The organism is Niastella yeongjuensis (assembly GCF_900110245.1).
GTDB lineage: Bacteria > Bacteroidota > Bacteroidia > Chitinophagales > Chitinophagaceae > Niastella > Niastella yeongjuensis.
Map to the genome: position 1 here is coordinate 23,923 of NZ_FOCZ01000022.1, position 18,376 is coordinate 42,298.

The following is an 18,376-nucleotide window of genomic DNA, read 5'->3' on the forward strand; positions in this document are numbered from 1 at the left end:
ATTGTATTAAGCAACGGTTGCAGGCAGCGCAGGTGCTGCAGGGAAATCGATCGAAACTTTGGTAACAGCGTACAGGTAGTTGGTGATTGTTTTATCGCCAATTAAGATGATGGCGTCAACCAGGTTTTCGTTGGTATAACCCACTTCGAAAAAGTTGTTAACTGCTTCTTCACTGGCTTTACCGAAATTCTCTACAAAGCTTTTTGACAGGGCAGCCAGGGCGTTGTATTTAGCATCGAAAGAAACATTACCGCTGCGGATCTCCAGGATCTGATTGTCAGTAAAACCATTTAATTTACCAATGGCAGTGTGGGCGGCTAAACAGTAGTCACAACCATTGGCCTGACTAACAGCCAGATTAACTACTTCTTTTTCTTTTGCGGATAAAGAGGAAGGGCCAGATGATAGGGACAGATAAGCACCCAATGCATTTTTAGAATAAGCCATAGTTGCATACAGGTTGGGTACTTTGCCTATTTTCTTTTGCAGGGTATCGAAAATTGCCTGGTTAGCTTCGGTAACGTTTTCTTTTGTGGGAACTGTGAAAGTTTTCATTGTATTAAGTTTTTGATTTGTTTTCGTCGTTGTTGACGATGTAAAATTGCAAAACAAAAGGCCATCCGGTGATGAGCTCTTTTCCCGAAAACTTGCACTTTTTTCCCGAGCGGGTATTTTATTGAAGAATCAGCTTGCTAGCGCTTCGTTTCAAACGTTTCCCAGTCAATTTGATACCAGTTATGGATAAAGCCATGGTATTCGAACGTTTCGATAAAATGAAGACCAGCCTTGAGTAGTACGTGGTGGGAAGCAGCATTATTGCTGTCGGTTATGGCATAAACAGCGGGCGCCTTTAATTCAGAAAAGGCATAAGCCAGCGATGCCCATGCTGCTTCTGTGGCAATACCCAATCCCCAGTATTTTTTTATAAGGCGGTAGCCCAGGTCGAGGTTGTCCAGTTCAAACATACCGTCAACATCAGTGGGACGGATCTCCCGTAAAATCAGCCGGTTGGTTTCTGCAAATATGTGCATATGGAAAAGTTAAATCACTCAAAAAACACTACACGAACTGATACAAATATCCTATTTTGATACTTATTCTGTTTAAACCCTCTTATATGAAAAAAAATTATCCTGTACCCGGGATGTTTCTCGCGACTGCCTTGCTGCTGCTGTTCACCTTACAAGCCTGTAATAAACATAAAGATACGATGCCCCCTCCTCCGCCTGTAGATTCATTGTCCAATGCAACCAAAGAGCAATTGGATTATAATGTCATGACCATGGTGCTGGATATGCGCGTGGCTATGGATGCCTATTTTGATGCTATCGGCGTAGTTGGCCGGGAAATATACCGGTTTTCGTCGACAGAACCACGTTATACTACCGATTTGCTGGGTAGTGGCGATGTTACCCTGGGTAATGATAAATTCTATATCATGGTGCCGTGGAAAGCTCGTTACAGAGTGATAACCGAAGCGTTACAATTGATAAAAGTGGCTGGCAAATCAACAAAAATAACCGATGCAGCGCTTCGCGGCTATATTGGCGTAGCAAAAACAGTGATTGCGCATGAATTGTTGATGAACCTGAACCTGACTGGTGCAAATGGCATCTATATAAACCTCGCAGCAGACAATCCGGCTTCCGGGCCAATTGTGCCACAGGGTGCTGCGCTTGATTCTATTGCCCGCCTGCTCGATGATTCAAAAACGGTATTGATGGGAGCGGTGCTGCCTCCGTTGCCTACCGGGTTTACGGATTATGTAGATGTTCCTGGCTTTTTAAAGGTGAACCGTGCCCTGGCAGCACGGGTAGCAGTATACCGGCAACAATGGAGCGCTGCGCTCACAGCATTAAATGAGTCGTTCTTTAGTATGAATGGCGATCTGACTGCCGGCCCCAAACATGCCTTTGCTACTTTTCAGGGGGATATTTTAAATCCCTGTTTTATTGCGAAAAATGCAAGTGATAATGTTCGTCTGACACATCCTGCGTTTGCGGCTAACATCCTGCCCGGCGATGACAGGATCAATAAAACATCCCTGCGCACCAGTGCCAAAAGCCAGGATGGATTGACTTCCAACCGCGATCTGTGGATCTATCCCGTTAACGTGACAAGCGTTCCCATCATTCGCAATGAAGAACTGGTACTGATATATGCAGAAGCTAAAATTCAACTTAGCCAGTTTCCCGATGCTATAGTGGCGCTCAACAGGATAAGGAGCGCTCATGGTCTGACGGCTTATTCGGGTGGCGTATCACAATCGGCGTTAATAACTGAGTTGTTGAACCAGCGGCGTTATTCCCTTTTTGGGGAAGGACATTACTGGATCGATATGCGGCGGTATGGAAAGTTGAATACGCTGCCTGTTGACAGAACCAACGATGATGTGTGGGATAAGTTTCCGGTGCCAGTGCAGTAAATAATAGTCAGAAAGGCCCTATCGGGGCCTTTCTGATTGAATCCATAGCCTATTACCATCCGCCCCTGGCAATATTGAGCTGGGCTAAACGGCTTTGGTAATTGGTTCTTCTAATATTTCATTGTCGGACAATCCGGTCACACCCCTGATCACCTGCATAGCCGCAGCCTTAGTGAGATTGTCGCTATTCTTTTGAATATACCTTGAAACGGTAAATTCAGTACAACCCAGTACATCCATTAAACGACGGCGAGTCACGGGGTTGTTTATCGCTTTGAGTGCTTTCTGACTGAGTTTCATAATTCGATACTTTTGTTAGGTAATTGAATTTTTAGAGATAATATGCGGGTCAACAATAATCATTTACAATCCCCGCTACTGTGTTTACAGGCATCCTACATTGAATGTGCGAATGTGCTTGTTGTAAGTTTTACCAGAAAAGGATATCTGTGGGCTGGTGATAGCTCGCCCATGTAAAAAAAATTAGTTTAACGAGCCTAAAAGGTAGGTAGGTGCCCCGGGGCATAAATATAGGGTTGGGAACTACCCTGCCATTCCGAACGGGCCCCGCCAAAGCCCACCACCTTATGGTTGCCAGAGTACAAAAGGCATAAGTAAGCCCAACCCTATAGTAAATAAAGGGATTGGGCACTTTACTTACACTCGTACTCTGTGAATTGTCAGGTTCGTTCGACGAGGCTCGTAAGTGCGATACTTCTATTTTATAGAATAATTCCTGTTTCTGAATTCAAATATAAAGCAAATATTCTTTTTGTGGTAGTTCTACCACAAGGATTTTCGAGAAAAACTTTGACTTTTCCTGATTCTTAAAATTTCAGATGAAAGAAAAAGACAAAATCAGACTACAAAAAATAGGTGCCAACCTATTAAGAATTAGAACCGATAAAGGTTACACGCAGGAGGAATTATCTTATAACAGCGATGTAGATCGATCAAAAATTAGTAAGATTGAATCGGGTCAGGCAAACCTGGTGGTGACTACTTTATTGGATTTAGCTGAGGGTTTGGGCGTTGATCCTACGGAGTTATTAGACCTGAGCAATAAAGGCAAGCCTAAAAAATGAAATAAGATTTATTATGGGTACCCACGTAATTTGTGATCTGCACGGGCAATACCTATCTTTAAAACAATGCCGCATTAAATGCAATTTTAACTACAGTAGGATACACTTGCACTAACCGCATCCCATCCCTCTTTATCCACAATTCCTTTATTTTATTTGCTGATTCACAGCAATACCGTGTCTATATCATGCCATATTCGGTGAATAGCCGATCCTTATCCCTTCTATCTACCAGCAGAATGCCTGCATAATGCTATAGTCTATGGAATTTTTATGGCATTCTTATGGCATTCTTATCTCATTATTACCGAAGAAATGGCTATCTTGAATATATATGCGATGAGTTCGACTGGACTATCAATAACCTAACGTTCCATATGAAAAGGAAAAAAACGCCATTAAACCGCAAGCGGGTGCTTACCGATCCCGCTTTTGAAATGACCCGGCAGAATAGTGCCGAGTTTTCCCGTGCAGGCAGAGCCGCCCGTTTGCTGCATAAAACTCTTGCACCGGGATTACACAATACGGCCCATCAATACATTTCAGGCCGGCTTACCAAAACCATGTTCAAGGTCCTGCAAGGCGACCTCGTAAACAACCGGGGTGAACGCAGGGTGCCACAGGGCATGTTAAGCACTTTGAAGGGGTTTAACTTCAACCGCGATACCAGTCTGCAAAACGTTTTAAAGGCGCCCTATTCGGTTATATTCGATCTGGAAAACATGCAGGCGACCATTAGCTTCCCATCCTTTATTCCCAAGGCTATGATCGACACGGCATCTGGCGCAAACGCTTTTAGGTTGACTGCCATGGCGGTGTCGTTGGATCTGGAAAAAGGTGCCTTTCCGGTTGAACCGGTGAGGACCGATATTTTTGATCTGGCCCTGCAGCATTATGAAAATCTGCAACTGCATATGCAGGTTATTGAACATCAGCCTGATAATTCGGTGGTCGTTGCATTGGGCATTGAATTTTTTATCGGGATACAGGGAATATATGACCCCGTTAATAAAAAACATAATCCACTGGCTATAGCGTATGTGTTTTAACGCTGGCAGGTGTTACGTTCAGTGAGGCAAAACCGAAATGATGATGATTTCTTAAAAAAGTTTAATTTTTTCCTGACTATTTCATCGTAATTTTAAGTCAGTTTTTATGCATAGAACTATAAGACGAACGGATATTATGCTGAGTGGAATGAAGTGGTACACTTGAGGTTCCTGAGACGTTACAATTACTGTGGTTTCTCAGTGAGTTTCTTAAATGAGGCTGTACCGAGGTTAATCAAATGGGAGTTAATTGATCGAACTGTCTTTGATTCGCTTCCATTCGCACTTCAACATATCCAGGTTACCTGGTTGGACGCAACACGCAAGGAAAAGGCTGTACATTAGATGAAAGAATTTGTTTGTTGGAAGTTTCTTCCGTCATTGAGGCGACAGAAACCCCATTAATGTCGGAAGAAATGCCACAAAGTAAAGTAAACTAAACTAAAGAAAAGAAGAGTATTGGTATTGGCGAACGGCGCTGCCGTTTCGCCCCTAAAAAGGTTTGGAAGAACGGGAGAAAGAAATGGCTATTCGCCGACAGGAATTTTACATAAACCTGGTGGCGTATGTGTGTAAAACATAGGATTATTCCTGCTTGTTGTTATTCGGCGTCAGTTTGCATGTTGGAATGTCTATTGAAACTAATTCTCCCTGGAAAGGGTGCTTTCTGTTATTTTTGCAGTCAATTAAATAACAGCGCATCATGGATGGCCAGTATAGAAAAGACATTTATCCCGGGCAGGAAGTTGCAATTATTCTTAAAAAGGACCAACGCAGTGGTAAATTAACATACGGCATAGTAAAAGACCTGCTAACGTCGGCAGCGTATCATTCCAGGGGAATAAAAGTACGCTTAACAGATGGACAGGTAGGCCGCGTTGCCGAGATCGATGTGGTTGATCCCGATGGTGAATAAGCTGGAAAAATGATTAAGGCCTGTCTAAAAACTCTTTAATAATTCCAACGGTCAATGCAGGAGTATTACTGGCCGGATCCGATGCCATCACTTCCCCTATGAATGAACCGTGGTTGCCCGGTAGTATGGCAAGTCTGGAACCGGGTATCACTTTGTGCATTTGTACAGTGTGCTCAACAGTTACCACGTCCTGGTCGCCAATCATTACCAATACCGGAGCTGTAATTGATCGCATTTCTTCATCGGTTCTGTCGGTAAAGGCCAGCATCCTTGCCCGGTCTTTATTGAACATGTTTAACAGTCCTTTTTCATCCGGGTTTACATCAAGGTAGGCCTTTTTTAACGGCTCGGGCATGTCTTTAAAGGTGGCTTGCTGTAAACCATCAAAAAGTCCGTTTATCATACCATCCCGTTTGTAGCCGCACGAAATAACCACTGCTTTGTTAATATAGTCAGCACGGTTAACAGCTATTTCCAGTGTTGTGGATCCTCCATTACTAAAGCCGATAAAATTTGCTTTGTGTATGTTGAGATGTTGCAATAAAGAAATTACGTCAGCAGCATCCTGTTTAAATGACTCGTCCCTGTCTCTGTCTGAAGTACGGCCATGTGCCTGTAGCTCCATCGCTATCACCTTATAGTGTGTTGCTAACAGTGGAAGCATGGTTCCCCAGTTAGAAGGAATGGTGGAGCCGCCGCCATGGATCAACACTATTGGAATAAGCGAACTTTCTCCATGAATTTCATAGTGCATTTTTATTCCATTTATTGAGGCATAACCACTTTCCATTTTGTTCATTGCTGGCATAACCGTGACATTTATTTATTACAAAAATAATGGTATCAAAAAATATTATAGGGGTGTGAATACGGCAATTTAAGAGGGTAAATGCGACAATTTTCTTACAACCGAAATATCTTTGCCTTCTAAAAGAAAGGCAATATGCGTGCGACAATTATTTTATTAATCTGTACCCTTACGGTTACCTTATTTTTCACCACTTCATTTGTTAATACACCCACGGGTGGTAACCCGCCCAATCATCTTTTCACTGTAGGCGTGGGCGCCGGATTGATAGGTGGATTATACGATGGTTACTATCCCTACCAAAAGCTTAAACAACACGGCGACTTTGGTTTGGGCGCTCCTGATAAACTGGATGGTGAGTTGGTTGTTTTTCAGGGAAAAGTTTATCAAACCCAAAACACAGGCAAAACATTTTTAGTTGACGACAGGCAATTAACCTCTTTCGCCATGGTTAATTTCTTTCAGCCTGATAAAAAGTACACCGTTAGCAGTACCCTGACCAAAGAATCGCTGTTTCATTTTCTTGATAGTGTGTTAACCAATGTTAACGGACTTTATGCCATACATATTAATGGAAAGTTCAGCTATCTTAAAACCAGGGCTTTTCCACCGGTAAAAGAGCATGACCACACACCGCTGGCTTCCATGTTGAATCTGCAGCATTTTTTTGAATTCAATGATGCACAGGGTGACCTGATCGGGTATCGCCTGCCATCCTTCATGGATAATACCAACATTTCAGGCTATCATTTCCATTTCTTAAGTGCCCAAAAAAATGCCGGTGGTCATATAATTGACCTTAAAGCCGATAGCATCACCATTGAGATCGATCAACTCGATAGTTACTCGGTACAGGTACCTGCTACCACCGATTTTGAACATTTTGATTTTAAAAAGAACCGGGCTGAAGACATTAAAAGTGTAGAACGGGGTAAAGAAGGAAAATAATCGCACATTTCAATCCGGTACTGGAAACTTTTTGCAAGAGGTTGTTAAAAAATAACTTCATCAGTCGGCATTCAGCAGCCCAAAATTGCCAATAAGCGTATTGGCTTGCTATTTGCATCTTTCCGGGTAAAGATTAACTTATGAAAAAGACACTATTGGCAATCCTGTTGAGTGCTGGTGTAATGCTTAGCGCAGCAGCTCAGGACGTAAAAGAAAGCGATGTTCCCGCTGCTGTGAAAACCAATTTCAAATCAGCCTTTTCAAATGCTAAAGATGTTGAATGGAAAAAGAAAGAAGGAAATTACAAGGCTAAATTTGAAATAAACGGCACGGATTATATTGCTTACTATGGCGCCGACGGTAAAATAATCTCAAAGGGTTTAAAGATCAGGCGGTCTGAGCTGCCTTCGGCGATCGCAGATGCAGTAAAGAGCGGATATGCCGGCAGAACCATCGACAATGTATACCGCATGGATAAAAACGGTTCTGCTTACTACCTGGTAAAACTCGAAGGCGATCCGGATACGAAAGTGTTGTATACACCGGATGGTCAGGTAGCAAAAGAAAAAGTAGACTAGCATTTGTTCTAATAGGTATTGGTTGGTCCCGGCTTAGCCGGGACCTTTTTTTATCGTTGTTCCGCCCATGCCAACCCATCTGGAGAGCGGCCTACTTCCAAATGACCGGTAACTTCCAGCTTTTTAAGATCTATTACTGCTATGTAATTATCGGGCGAGCAGGCAACAAAAGCCCGTGACCCATCCGGTACCATCAGAATGCCTGCAGCGCCTTTGCCAACTTTTACCCGTTTGAGTTCCTTTTGTGTTTGTGCATCGTACACCAGCAGGTCGCCCGATCGAAGGCTGGTGATGAATACCATTTTGCCGTCGGGTGTAAATTTCAGCCGGTTGGCACCCACCGCTTTTGCGTCGATAGTGGTAATCAGCTTTTTTGTTTCTACATCAATAACAGCAATACTTCCATCTTCACTGGCTGCAGCCCATAACTGTTTGCCATTGGGCGATACATCGAACCCTTCACAGCCTTTGGTAACGGGGATCACCGTTTGTGACCAGTCTTCCCGGGGTTTGCCATTGGGCGGCGTTATAAGGGTACCTGTAAGAATACTCACCGTGCCGGAGTTGACATTGGTGGTGTAGATCTTTTTTGCATCGGCAGAAACGTATAACATATGTGTTCTGTCCTGACCGGTGCCCATGCTCCAGTCCAGTTTATTGGTAGCAGGGTCATAACGGCCAATCGCTTTGCTGCCTTCTGCCGAAAACCACACCTTGCCATTTACAAATTCAATCCCATGCGGCCCGAACAACGGTCTGGTATCAACGTTGGGCAAGGGCTTTTGTGACAACAGATCGATCACGTTAATGGTATGCAGGGTGCCACCGCCGTAAATGGAAACGTAAGCTGTTTTACCATCCGTAGAAGCAATTACTTCATGCGGGTCTTCACCTACCGGAACAGTGCCTATTACCTTTAACGTGGCCGGGTCTACAATGGCCAGTGTATGGTCAGCTTTCGACAATGCCAGTAATCGGGCTTGTGATTGCGCATTACCCGTTATTCCCCAAAAAACAATCAACAGAAATAAGAAGGCAGTTATTCTAAACATAGCATTCAATTTACCTATTGAATGTAAGCTTATTTGTTATGTTTTTTACCGCAGGGCACGGTTTTTATATGCCTAAATAGTGGAAAATTATAATATTGAACCACTAACGCCAGCCATCTGAAAACCCAACTTACATACCTGTTCAGGATTTTAAAAATCTTTCTGGCAGTTGTAGCAACGCTGGTGATAGCAGTGGTTATATATGTCTCTGTAAATAAGAAAAAAATCATCGGGCAGGTTACCAGTGCAATCAGTGACCAGTTAAATGGCCATGTTGTTATTGGGAATATGGAGCTGAGCTTTATTAGAAATTTCCCGCATATCTCCGTTCTGCTTCATGATGTCAGCATTACCGATACTTTGTTTACTAACCATCATCATACATTTTTTAAAGGAAAGGAAATATTTGTCCGCATCGACGTTTTAAAACTGATCGATCACCAGCCGCCGATAAAAGGCCTCAGGTTGCAAACGGGTGAATTGTATTTGTACACCGATTCCACCGGGTATACCAATACCTATTTGTTTCACTTAAAGCAGGATACTATAACTACCAGCAGGCAAAGTGAAACAAGAAATGAATTGAAGAGCGTGTTGTTGAGAAACGTTCGGTTTATTGTTGATGACAGAAAGAAGCATAAGATGCATGACCTGGTTATTGAGCAGCTAAAACTGGGTATTGACAGTAAGGAAGACCGGGTGTTGCTTTCTACAAAAGCGGAGATACTAATAAAAAGTCTTGCCTTTAATACCTTGCGTGGAAGTTTTGCAAAAGACAAAATGTTCAGGGGTCATTTTAATGTGACGTTTCAAAAAAGCGCAAAACAGATATTTTTCGATAGCATTAATATACAATTATCAGGACAGCCATTTAATTGCAGCGGTCAATTGGAATTGGCGGGCAATGCACCACAGTTCTGGTTACGTTTACATACCCGTAAAGTGAAATACGACTTTATCAGATCAGCCCTGCCGCAAAAAATAGCCAGTTCACTGGCTGTAGTAGATGTTAATACTCCTTTAAATGCAAGCGCCAGCATAACAGGCCCGCTAAAAGGCGGTGACCCTAAAGTATATGTTACCTGGCAGGCGAGGGATATCAGCTTACAAACCCTTTTCCTGGATTTTGACCATGCCAGTTTCAATGGTTTTTTCAGCAATGAAGTAATACCTGGTTTACCCCGGAAAGATCCGAACTCCGTCATTCAATTAAATGGATTCACTGCTAAATGGCATGGATTGCCCGTTAAATCGGAGAACATCAGGATATATAATTTGTCCCAGCCTTTGCTCATCTGTGACCTTACTTCCCAATTTTCCCTTACTGATCTCAATGAACTGATAGGGAGTAAAACACTGTATCTGAGCCAGGGGGCCGGGAATGTTCAATTAAAGTATGCAGGCCCACTGGCCAGGAACGATAGTACCAATGCTTATTTAAACGGCACCATTTCATTTAAAGATGCCAGTATTGAATACCTGCCGCGTAAGGTAGAAATGAAGAAAGTGAACGGCAAACTAACGTTTAAGAACTCCGACCTGTTTATCGAGAACCTGCACTGTAGTGTAATGGACAACGACATTACTATGAATGGACAGGCGCACAGTCTGTTAACACTCATCAACACCCAGCCCGACAAAGCAATCATTAACTGGAATATCTACATGCCGGTAATGAATCTGGGTTCGTTTGTATACCTGTTCAAATCAAAAGGACCAGAAGGAAAAAAATCAGAAAAGAAATCTGTACTACAAACTATGGCCAATAAAATGGATGACCTCATCGAGAATGGAAGACTGCATGTGAAATTAAATGCGGATAAACTCATCTATAAGGGTTTTGAAGGCCGGAATGCGCTGGCAGATATTACCCTGCTTAACGACCGCTATATCATTAATAATGTAAAGATGGATCACTCCGGCGGCCATATTGCCTTTAGCGGTAATTTATTAAACAAAACTGCTTATCACCAGGCTAACCTGGCTATAGATCTGGATAACGTGAATGTGAGCAAGGTGTTTGCTGATTTCAACAATTTTGGCCAGGATGGACTTACCGCCCAAAGTTTGGAAGGAAGACTAACCGCAACCGTTGAAGCCTCCATGAAATTAGAAAATGATGGCCATGTAGTACCAGCTTCCGTTGTGAGCCAGATAGATTTCACCCTTAAAGATGGCGCGCTGAATAACTATGAGCCCATTAAAAAGTTACAACGGTTTGTTTTTAAGAAACGGAATTTTGACAATATAAAATTTGCTGAATTAAAGAACAGGCTGGATATAAGCAACCAGGAGATCAAAATTAACCGGATGGAAATACAATCTACTGTTATGTCGATATTCATCGAAGGTAAATATAATCAGAAAGGTACTACGGATTTAAGCATCCAGGTGCCCTTGAGCAACCTGAAAAAACGGGATGAGGATTATAACCCCGAGAATATAGGCGTTAATAAGAAAGTTGGCAGAAGTATCTTTCTCCGCGGCCGGCCGGGTTCAGATGGAAATATAAAATTCCAGCTTGACCTGTTTAAAGATTACGAAAAAGATAAAAAGGCGGATACGGTGATAAAGTATAAAGTGAGTTGATACAGCTGTCTTATTGGTTTTTATCCTCTGATTTTTCCAACCGTTTTCTTAACTGGGCAGAAGGCAAATAGATCTGGAAACCTATAGACAGCTCCAGGTTACTGGAGGTAACGCTTTCCCCAAAACCAACAATACCTCTATATTTCAAAAGCGCCTCAAGGCCTACGTTGTTGGAAATGAAGTATGTCCAGCCGGGGCCAACACCAAGGCCCAGCCCATTGGTATTATCACCAGACTCAGGATTGGTACCTTCAATACCCACGTTTCCTTCCAGAAACCACCGGGAATTACGTACCACGTTTATGTCAGTACCGAGATAATAACGTCCCAATAAACCCACACCATAATCAATGTCTTTACCGGCGCCTTTTGAAGTGTGCAATCCAAAGTTTACATATCCGCCTAATGCCACGTTATTGCTAATGAAAAAAGCCAGTTTGGGATCAAGGCGAAAGTCGAAATCACCGCCTTCGTCCAGACTTAAATTCATATTGGCAATATCAGCACCCCATAACAGGTTACCACTCTGGATCTGTGATTTTGCATGAACGATGATCAACGTAAATGCGATCATTAACGTAAATGATTTTTTCATGGCTAACTTTTAACCAACTAAGCCATAAAAACCATGCCCTGCATGATTACACAGTTGCACAAAAAAAAGGAGGCGCCACGACCGGCGCCTCCTGTGCTGATAATTGTTCTGCAACAAGACAAAAAAGCTCTTTATTTCTTTACAATTCTTTTAATAGTCTTTGAATTTCCGTTGATGATCTGTACTACATAGATACCAGCTGGGTATTTGCTGATCTGCAATTGGTGTATGTTGCCAGCTGCGATACCTGTGTAATAAGTTTTACCATTCAGGTCAGTAACAACCACCTGAGTTTTTTGATTGCTTTCGGGTAAAAGGATAGTTACCTGATCTTTTGAAGGAACAGGATATACCTGTATGCGTTGCTCCAGGCTGTTTGCAGCAGTAGCTGTTTCCATACGGGTATTTTTCTTAGTTGTTGTGGTAACCGGAGTAATACGAACCCAGTTCAGGTTCCAGCCACTTGCCTGGGCATACACACCAAAGTTGTAGGTGCCGGCATTCACAGTAACGTTGTGAGAAATGGTTGTCCAATTCTGCCAGCCACCTGTGTTTGGCACATCTATCTGACCCAGTTGGATAGAACCTGCATTCAGGTCGCAGGATACGCGACCGCCACCATTCTCGCTGGCAACACGGTATTCCACTTTGTAAGTACCGGTAACAGGGAAGTTGATGTTGTTGAAAGCCATCCAGTCACCCTGATCGATCCAGCCTACATCCTGGCCACCATCTGTGTCAGCAGTTGTTTCTTTTTGAACACCAGACATAGTGCTATAGTTCTCAGCCTGGATCAACACACTGGTAGTTGGAGGAGGAGGCGTTGTGGTTGTATCGTTGGTAGCTTTACCGTATACTTCCAGTTCATACAGCGAATAACCATACTCAGTACCGCGGGCAGTACCGGTCATGCGTACATATCGGCCGGTAGCTGTTAAGCCGGTATAATCATTGGTGAGAGAAGTGTTGTTAGTAATGTTTTTAACATTTGTCCAGTTTGCATTATTTGGAGAAACTTCCAGTACGAAATTCTTACCATAGGCAGCTTCCCACGCCAGTTTAATGCGGGAGATGTTATACTGACCGCCCAGGTCAACAGTGATCGATTGAGGATCGATACCTGCAGCACTTGCCCAACGGGTTGAACCATTGCCATCCACTGCAAAGTTACCAGTTAAGGTATTGTCTTCAATAGAGGAGACCGTAACGGTTTTATTCAATGCAATGTTGGTAGGATCAGGATTGGTAGGACCGGTTGTATCAACAGGACCGCTTCCGCCAAAATCATCGGCAGGGGTCATGATGTTATTGCGAACCCAGGTACCAGCTTCTTTCAGTCTGCTGGTGCTCCAGTTTGTACCACCGCAGGTATTGGTTTTCCATACGGCGCCGCTTCTGAAGTCGTCGCTGTAGTTCCAGTTACACCAGCTGATCTTTTTAGAGCGCATCAGGTCGATGTACTTCTGTGCCATGGTGAAGTCGTTAGGACCATCACCAGAAGCTTCCTGGCTGCCAAATTCAGTTACGAAAATAGGCAGGCGGTCAGCGGCCCAGCTCAGTTGATTCAGGTAAGAATCGCGGTGATCTTTTGCGTAAAAGTGGAACGTGTACAGGAGGTTAGGGAAGTTAATAGGGCTGTTGATGATCTCCTGGGCGGTACTGCCATCAGACATACCCAGTGATGACCAGGCTCTGGTACCAACAACGATAGGCGCATCGGCGTCGATAGCACGAATAACGGGGATCACCTGGTTGGCATAGTTCTTAATGGTGTTCCAGCTCACTTCGCTGGGCTCATTACAGATCTCGTAAATCACGTTGTTGTTGTTCCTGAACGTGTTGGCGATCTCTGTAAAGAAGGTGATGGCGCGGCTGAGATTGTAGTTGGGATCACTTGGTTCCAACTGGTGAAAATCGATCAGTGCATACAAACCCCGGGCGGTGAGCTTGTTCACGATTGTTTTAACCAGGTTGGTGAAATAGGTAGGATTGGTTTCATACCCATCTTCCTGAATGTACATGGAAACACGCATAATGTCTGCGCCCCATTCATTCGCCAATACATCGAGCGATGCATCGGTAATACAATTGGCGTACCATTGCAAGCCGTGGGTGCTCATACCACGTAACTGAATAGGGTAGCCGTTCTTGTTTACTAATTTTGTGCCTGATACTTTTAGCTGGCCATTGATGGCAACAGGTGTTTGCGCAAATCCCCAGGCACTGAGGAACAGGCATACACATAGGAAAATTGGTTTCATTAGTGGTTTCATCACATTGGTTTATTTACATGATTGAAAAAGACATGCGGATTGGCCTAACCTGTTAAGGAAAGGAAACAAAAGTGCAAGGGGCTAGTGGGTAAAGGCAGTGAAGAAGGAAATCGTTTGACTGTACGGCTTAGTTTAGCTGTAGGAGTTATAGGGAAGGCAAATGTAGGGAATGGGAAGTATTCTTTTTTATCTTGTGGATAACAATAAATTTATTCTTAACCTTTCTTAAGATTTACAACTTTTGATGGTTATAGCAGCGTGTGTGGCGCGTTTAGATAGTATAACGCGCACGAAGGGTTTGCATCATAAAGTGATTGACATCCCATTGGTTGCAAATGGGTTTGTCAGTGTAAGGCAGGTGCACCATATATGGATATGGACCAAACTCAGGCGTGATCGTCATTATGTCCTGCATATTTCGTTTAAGGGCTATAACGGCATCCCACCATTGCAGGTGGTGGCCGAGCGCCTCTTTCCATTCCGGTGCGCGTGGGTCAGGCACCTGGGGGCCTTCGGGATATCCCACGCGGGCATGTATATGATCGGTTCGTTCAATAGCCAGTGCCATTGCTTTCGGCTGATCGGTGAGATAGGATTCTGCTACATTTACCCAATGTGACGCATCGAGTGTGATGCGTAACGTTGGAATGTTCAGCAGGTAATAGTAAGTAACATGTGCTGCAAAGGGAAATTTGTTGCGATGTGTTTCATGACAAACCGGTACACCGGTCAGTACTTCATGTTTAGCAGCTACCTCCAACAGTCGGCTGTTCTGTTCAAAAGTAAAAAAGTCTTTCCCTGTTTGTGAATCGATCTTGATGGCCGGGTAAGGACGAACCTTTTCCAGCCACGCAGCATACGAGTCATAATGCTGGTTGAAGTCCGCATCATACGTTCCATAATGCTGTGGAATTACATCCAACCGGTATTTCGCCAGCTTCTCCCAAACCATATCGAGTGTTGCGGCTTCCGTTTCATTGGGAATACCATACTCCACGCCGTTATAGCCGGCCTGTTTAACCTGTTCACAAAAAGCATCCCAGTCTATATGCTCACAACCCCAGCGCGGGCAGAAGAATTTTAATTCCACGTATTTTCTATTTATGCAAAAGTGGCCCCGCCTAAGCGGGACCAACAATATTATTTAACATTCAATGTGATCTCATTTTCTTTCTGCAGAAAATCCCGGTCGGCTGAAAGGCCTTTGGCGCCTGCTGAAAGTATGGAGTCGTTTGAGACCGTTGTAACGGGTGTTATGCACGACAGGTTCTTTTCCCGGAACGGTATGTTATAACTCATGTTATAGGCAGAGATCATTGACCAGCGTGGTTTGTCGGAGGTATTGGCATCCGACATGTGTAAAATGTTACTGTGGAAGAACAGGATATCACCCGCTTCCAGTTCTACATACACGCGTTCAAAGCGCTCTAAAGCCTGGTTCACAAAGTCCATATCGGCGCCCTGTTGGTCACCGGCGAAGTTGTGTTCTATGCGGCCCATCTTGTGCGTGCCTTTCAACACCTGCAGGCAGCCGTTTAGTTTGGTAGCTTCCGTTAATGCCAGCATTACACTGATCATAGCATCGGGGAACAGGAAACCATTCTTATACCAGTATCCATAATCCTGGTGCCATTCCCAGGCGCCACCAACCTTTGGTTCCTTCTGCATTAATTTGGAATGAAAGTGACAAACTTCTCCTTCGCCCAGCAGGTCCTGCACGGCATGCACCATGGCTTCGCTGCGGGTGAGCAGCCCGTAGGTGTCATCACCCGGGGTGAACCACAACGTGAGTTTGGTGCTCTTGCCTGTTTGGTCATTAAAGTCGAACGCTTTACCCCGCATTACATCGTCGCCTGTGGCTATATTATAAAGCAATTGAGCTTCTTCCGGCGTTACGAAATTCTTGACGATCAGGTAACCGTCATTTTCGTATTGTACCTTTTGGGCATCTGTTAATTTAAGATTATTCATATCTCACATTTTTAATTGTTAAGCGCCTATTTTTTTAAGCGTATCATCTACGAATTGCTTGGCACGGGGAATATCAGCTTCATCAAGGTGCTCGATTATGATCGGGATATTGGGATGGTTTTTAGCAAGAAGTTGCAGGTACAATTCGTAATTCAAAATACCGAGTCCTGCTGCCGGCAGTTCCACATCACCTGCCCCACGAAAAGTGTGCGACTCTACTGCATCGATGCTGGCATGTTTCTCCTCACTGTTTTCTGCGCGTTTGATGTCCTTGGCGTGGGCGATCTTTATACGTCCGTCCAGGGCATTGAAAATGCGATGCAGTTCGCCATCCACATCCCGGATATTAGCGCCATTGAAATAATTGGTGGGGTCCATCAGCAGGCCAAGACCGGGATGATCTATTTCCCGAAACAGCCGCAGCAGTTGGTCTACACTGCCCACCACATTGTTTACGTAGTTCTCCACCAGGAACACGGCGTTGTGTTCATGCGCATAGATGGCCAGGTCGCGGATCACTGCTTTAATTTCCTGGAATGCTTCTTCGGTTGTATTTTTTTCATGGAATACCCAATCGCTGCTGGGTTCATACGTGCCGGTTTCACTGATCACATACGGACTGCCCAGTTCACGGGCGAATAGCAGCAGCGTTTTTACGTAGGCTATGTTCTTCTTCTTTTTATCGGGGTCGGGGGAAATTAAATTGGTATAACCTGAAATGGCAACGATCTCGATATTGGCATCACGAAACGCATTTCGGATGGTACGGGCTTTTTCCAGCGTCAGGTTCTGCGGCAGCGTGTGGGGGTCGTTCAGGTCGAAATCTTTAAAACTGAGATCGAGCTGTATACAATTAAAGCCGTCTTTTTTAACGCGTTTTATTGTTTCATCAAGTGTATATGGATAGTATCCATTAAAAATGCCAACGGAGATCATAATTGTTATTTAACGTTTTTTAAAGTTTCTGTTAAGCGTACGGTCCTTTCTTCTTTGATTGATAAATAAAGTGCATCTATGGTAGCCATGGTGTGCAGATTGTCGCGACCGTTGATCTCCGGCAGCGTATCGTTTTCAACCGCCCGCAGCAAAGACGCCATGGTGCCCTGAAACGCATCGGGGAACCAAACCGTGTCCCAGGTAGGTTCTATCCATTGGTCAGGAAATTTTCTGGAAGTGAAACGGATGGTGCTTAATCCTTTCGCTGGAAATTTGGGCCAGCCAATTTCACCTTGCGCCATGCCATCCAGTCCTTCCACCCGCCAGCGTATATACATATCCTTTTGGGTGCCTTCTCCCTGCCAGGCCCATACATCATCCAGACTGGTAGCCATCATGTCATCTGCGTATTTAAAGGTATACTGCGTAATGCCATCTATATGAGTAAAGGTGGTACGCGGATCACTGCGGGTGATGGCAGTAACTTTTTCCGGATCGCCAAAGAGGTACCTGAATGTATCGATGTGGTGAATGCCCATATTAAGCATTTCAATGCGGTCGTATTTTTTTAGAAAATCCTGCCAGTGGGGGATAGCCCGCATATCGATGGTAGCCAGTACTATTTTCCCGAAATACTGATGGTTCAGCAACGTCTTCAATGCGCGTATACTTTGGTCGTACCGCATATTGCTGTTGACGGCTAATTTGATCCCGGCCTGTTCGCACAGCAGCACGATCTCATTGGCTTCAGCCAGGGTCATTGCCAGCGGTTTTTGACAAAGGATCCCTTTGATGTGGTCTTTTTCCTTCACTGCTTCGCGAACGATCTCCAGCTGTACATCGGGTGGAACCGCAATGTCAACGATCTCTACCTGTTTATCCTTTAGCAGGTCCAGCCACGAATTATGTACTATGGGGATCTTGAAGTCGCGGGCCACTTCTTCGGCGCGTGATCTGTTCAATGAAGCAATTGCGTAAGTGTTGAAGCCGGCCTGTTGATAAGCCACCTGGTGGCAGCCACGTATGATGGCGCCGGCGCCGATGGTGCCAATCCGCCAATCCTTTCGCACGGGCATTTGCGGATCAATTTTAAGGTCAAGGTTAAATTCAGCCATGCTATCGAAGCTAAAGAAGGGGCCTGCCAATTTCAA

At 44.2% G+C, this 18,376-nt stretch carries 18 protein-coding genes; 7 read left to right on the plus strand and 11 right to left on the minus strand.

Going from position 1 to position 18,376, the window contains the following annotated elements; translation table 11 throughout:
* Positions 1-6 precede the first annotated feature (6 nt).
* Together BMX95_RS32315 and BMX95_RS32320 are read right to left on the minus strand one after the other, a co-directional pair.
* Complete coding sequence (locus BMX95_RS32315) at positions 7-555, minus strand: carboxymuconolactone decarboxylase family protein (RefSeq protein WP_081197077.1); 549 nt, start codon at positions 553-555, stop codon at positions 7-9.
* Between the two features lie 137 nt (positions 556-692).
* Positions 693-1,031 carry a GNAT family N-acetyltransferase gene (locus BMX95_RS32320; protein WP_081197076.1) on the minus strand — a complete coding sequence of 113 codons (339 nt, stop codon included), beginning with the start codon at positions 1,029-1,031 and terminating at the stop codon, positions 693-695.
* An 86-nt stretch (positions 1,032-1,117) separates the two neighbouring features.
* Between BMX95_RS32320 and BMX95_RS32325 the strand changes: the two genes are divergently transcribed.
* A complete protein-coding gene (locus tag BMX95_RS32325; protein ID WP_081197075.1) occupies positions 1,118-2,425 on the plus strand; it encodes a RagB/SusD family nutrient uptake outer membrane protein in 1,308 nt (435 codons plus the stop codon).
* 84 nt (positions 2,426-2,509) lie between these two features.
* On the opposite strand, the gene BMX95_RS32330 is transcribed toward BMX95_RS32325, so the two are convergent.
* Positions 2,510-2,725, minus strand: a complete 216-nt coding sequence (locus BMX95_RS32330; RefSeq protein ID WP_081197074.1) for a hypothetical protein — start codon at positions 2,723-2,725, stop codon at positions 2,510-2,512.
* A 539-nt stretch (positions 2,726-3,264) separates the two neighbouring features.
* Here BMX95_RS32330 and BMX95_RS32335 point away from each other — a divergent pair.
* The 3 genes from BMX95_RS32335 to BMX95_RS32345 all read left to right on the plus strand — a co-directional run bounded on the left by BMX95_RS32335 (position 3,265) and on the right by BMX95_RS32345 (position 5,475).
* Complete coding sequence (locus BMX95_RS32335) at positions 3,265-3,510, plus strand: helix-turn-helix domain-containing protein (RefSeq protein ID WP_081197073.1); 246 nt, start codon at positions 3,265-3,267, stop codon at positions 3,508-3,510.
* A 377-nt stretch (positions 3,511-3,887) separates the two neighbouring features.
* Positions 3,888-4,559 (plus strand): hypothetical protein, encoded by a 672-nt coding sequence (locus BMX95_RS32340; protein WP_081197072.1) that lies wholly within the window; start codon positions 3,888-3,890, stop codon positions 4,557-4,559.
* A gap of 703 nt (positions 4,560-5,262) precedes the next feature.
* Positions 5,263-5,475: a YwbE family protein gene (locus BMX95_RS32345; protein ID WP_081197071.1), complete on the plus strand. Its 213-nt coding sequence runs from the start codon at positions 5,263-5,265 to the stop codon at positions 5,473-5,475.
* A 13-nt stretch (positions 5,476-5,488) separates the two neighbouring features.
* Here BMX95_RS32345 and BMX95_RS32350 read toward each other — a convergent pair whose 3' ends face one another.
* Positions 5,489-6,283: an alpha/beta fold hydrolase gene (locus BMX95_RS32350; RefSeq protein ID WP_207631445.1), complete on the minus strand. Its 795-nt coding sequence runs from the start codon at positions 6,281-6,283 to the stop codon at positions 5,489-5,491.
* A gap of 135 nt (positions 6,284-6,418) precedes the next feature.
* Between BMX95_RS32350 and budA the strand changes: the two genes are divergently transcribed.
* Together budA and BMX95_RS32360 are read left to right on the plus strand one after the other, a co-directional pair.
* Positions 6,419-7,231, plus strand: a complete 813-nt coding sequence (gene budA / locus BMX95_RS32355) for an acetolactate decarboxylase (protein ID WP_081197070.1) — start codon at positions 6,419-6,421, stop codon at positions 7,229-7,231.
* Between the two features lie 140 nt (positions 7,232-7,371).
* Complete coding sequence (locus BMX95_RS32360) at positions 7,372-7,809, plus strand: PepSY-like domain-containing protein (RefSeq protein WP_081197069.1); 438 nt, start codon at positions 7,372-7,374, stop codon at positions 7,807-7,809.
* Positions 7,810-7,859: 50 nt separating this feature from the next.
* Here the strand turns inward: BMX95_RS32360 and BMX95_RS32365 are convergent, their stop codons facing one another.
* On the minus strand, positions 7,860-8,861 hold the full coding sequence (locus BMX95_RS32365) for a cytochrome D1 domain-containing protein (protein ID WP_081197068.1): 1,002 nt from the start codon (positions 8,859-8,861) through the stop codon (positions 7,860-7,862).
* Between the two features lie 183 nt (positions 8,862-9,044).
* On the opposite strand from BMX95_RS32365, the gene BMX95_RS32375 reads away from it, so the two are divergent.
* On the plus strand, positions 9,045-11,450 hold the full coding sequence (locus tag BMX95_RS32375) for a YhdP family protein (protein WP_133053815.1): 2,406 nt from the start codon (positions 9,045-9,047) through the stop codon (positions 11,448-11,450).
* Positions 11,451-11,460: 10 nt separating this feature from the next.
* Here BMX95_RS32375 and BMX95_RS32380 read toward each other — a convergent pair whose 3' ends face one another.
* The 6 genes from BMX95_RS32380 to BMX95_RS32405 form a co-directional block, all read right to left on the minus strand.
* Positions 11,461-12,045 (minus strand): hypothetical protein, encoded by a 585-nt coding sequence (locus BMX95_RS32380; RefSeq protein WP_081197063.1) that lies wholly within the window; start codon positions 12,043-12,045, stop codon positions 11,461-11,463.
* A gap of 131 nt (positions 12,046-12,176) precedes the next feature.
* On the minus strand, positions 12,177-14,318 hold the full coding sequence (locus tag BMX95_RS35365; RefSeq protein WP_090519721.1) for a cellulase family glycosylhydrolase: 2,142 nt from the start codon (positions 14,316-14,318) through the stop codon (positions 12,177-12,179).
* Between the two features lie 271 nt (positions 14,319-14,589).
* The gene (locus BMX95_RS32390) at positions 14,590-15,408 is read right to left on the minus strand and encodes a sugar phosphate isomerase/epimerase family protein (protein ID WP_081197062.1); all 819 of its coding nucleotides are present in this window, start codon (positions 15,406-15,408) and stop codon (positions 14,590-14,592) included.
* 50 nt (positions 15,409-15,458) lie between these two features.
* Positions 15,459-16,289: a phytanoyl-CoA dioxygenase family protein gene (locus tag BMX95_RS32395; protein WP_081197061.1), complete on the minus strand. Its 831-nt coding sequence runs from the start codon at positions 16,287-16,289 to the stop codon at positions 15,459-15,461.
* Between the two features lie 18 nt (positions 16,290-16,307).
* Positions 16,308-17,225, minus strand: a complete 918-nt coding sequence (locus BMX95_RS32400) for a sugar phosphate isomerase/epimerase family protein (protein ID WP_081197059.1) — start codon at positions 17,223-17,225, stop codon at positions 16,308-16,310.
* A gap of 5 nt (positions 17,226-17,230) precedes the next feature.
* A complete protein-coding gene (locus BMX95_RS32405) occupies positions 17,231-18,340 on the minus strand; it encodes a Gfo/Idh/MocA family protein (protein WP_081197298.1) in 1,110 nt (369 codons plus the stop codon).
* Between the last annotated feature and the right edge of the window lie 36 nt (positions 18,341-18,376).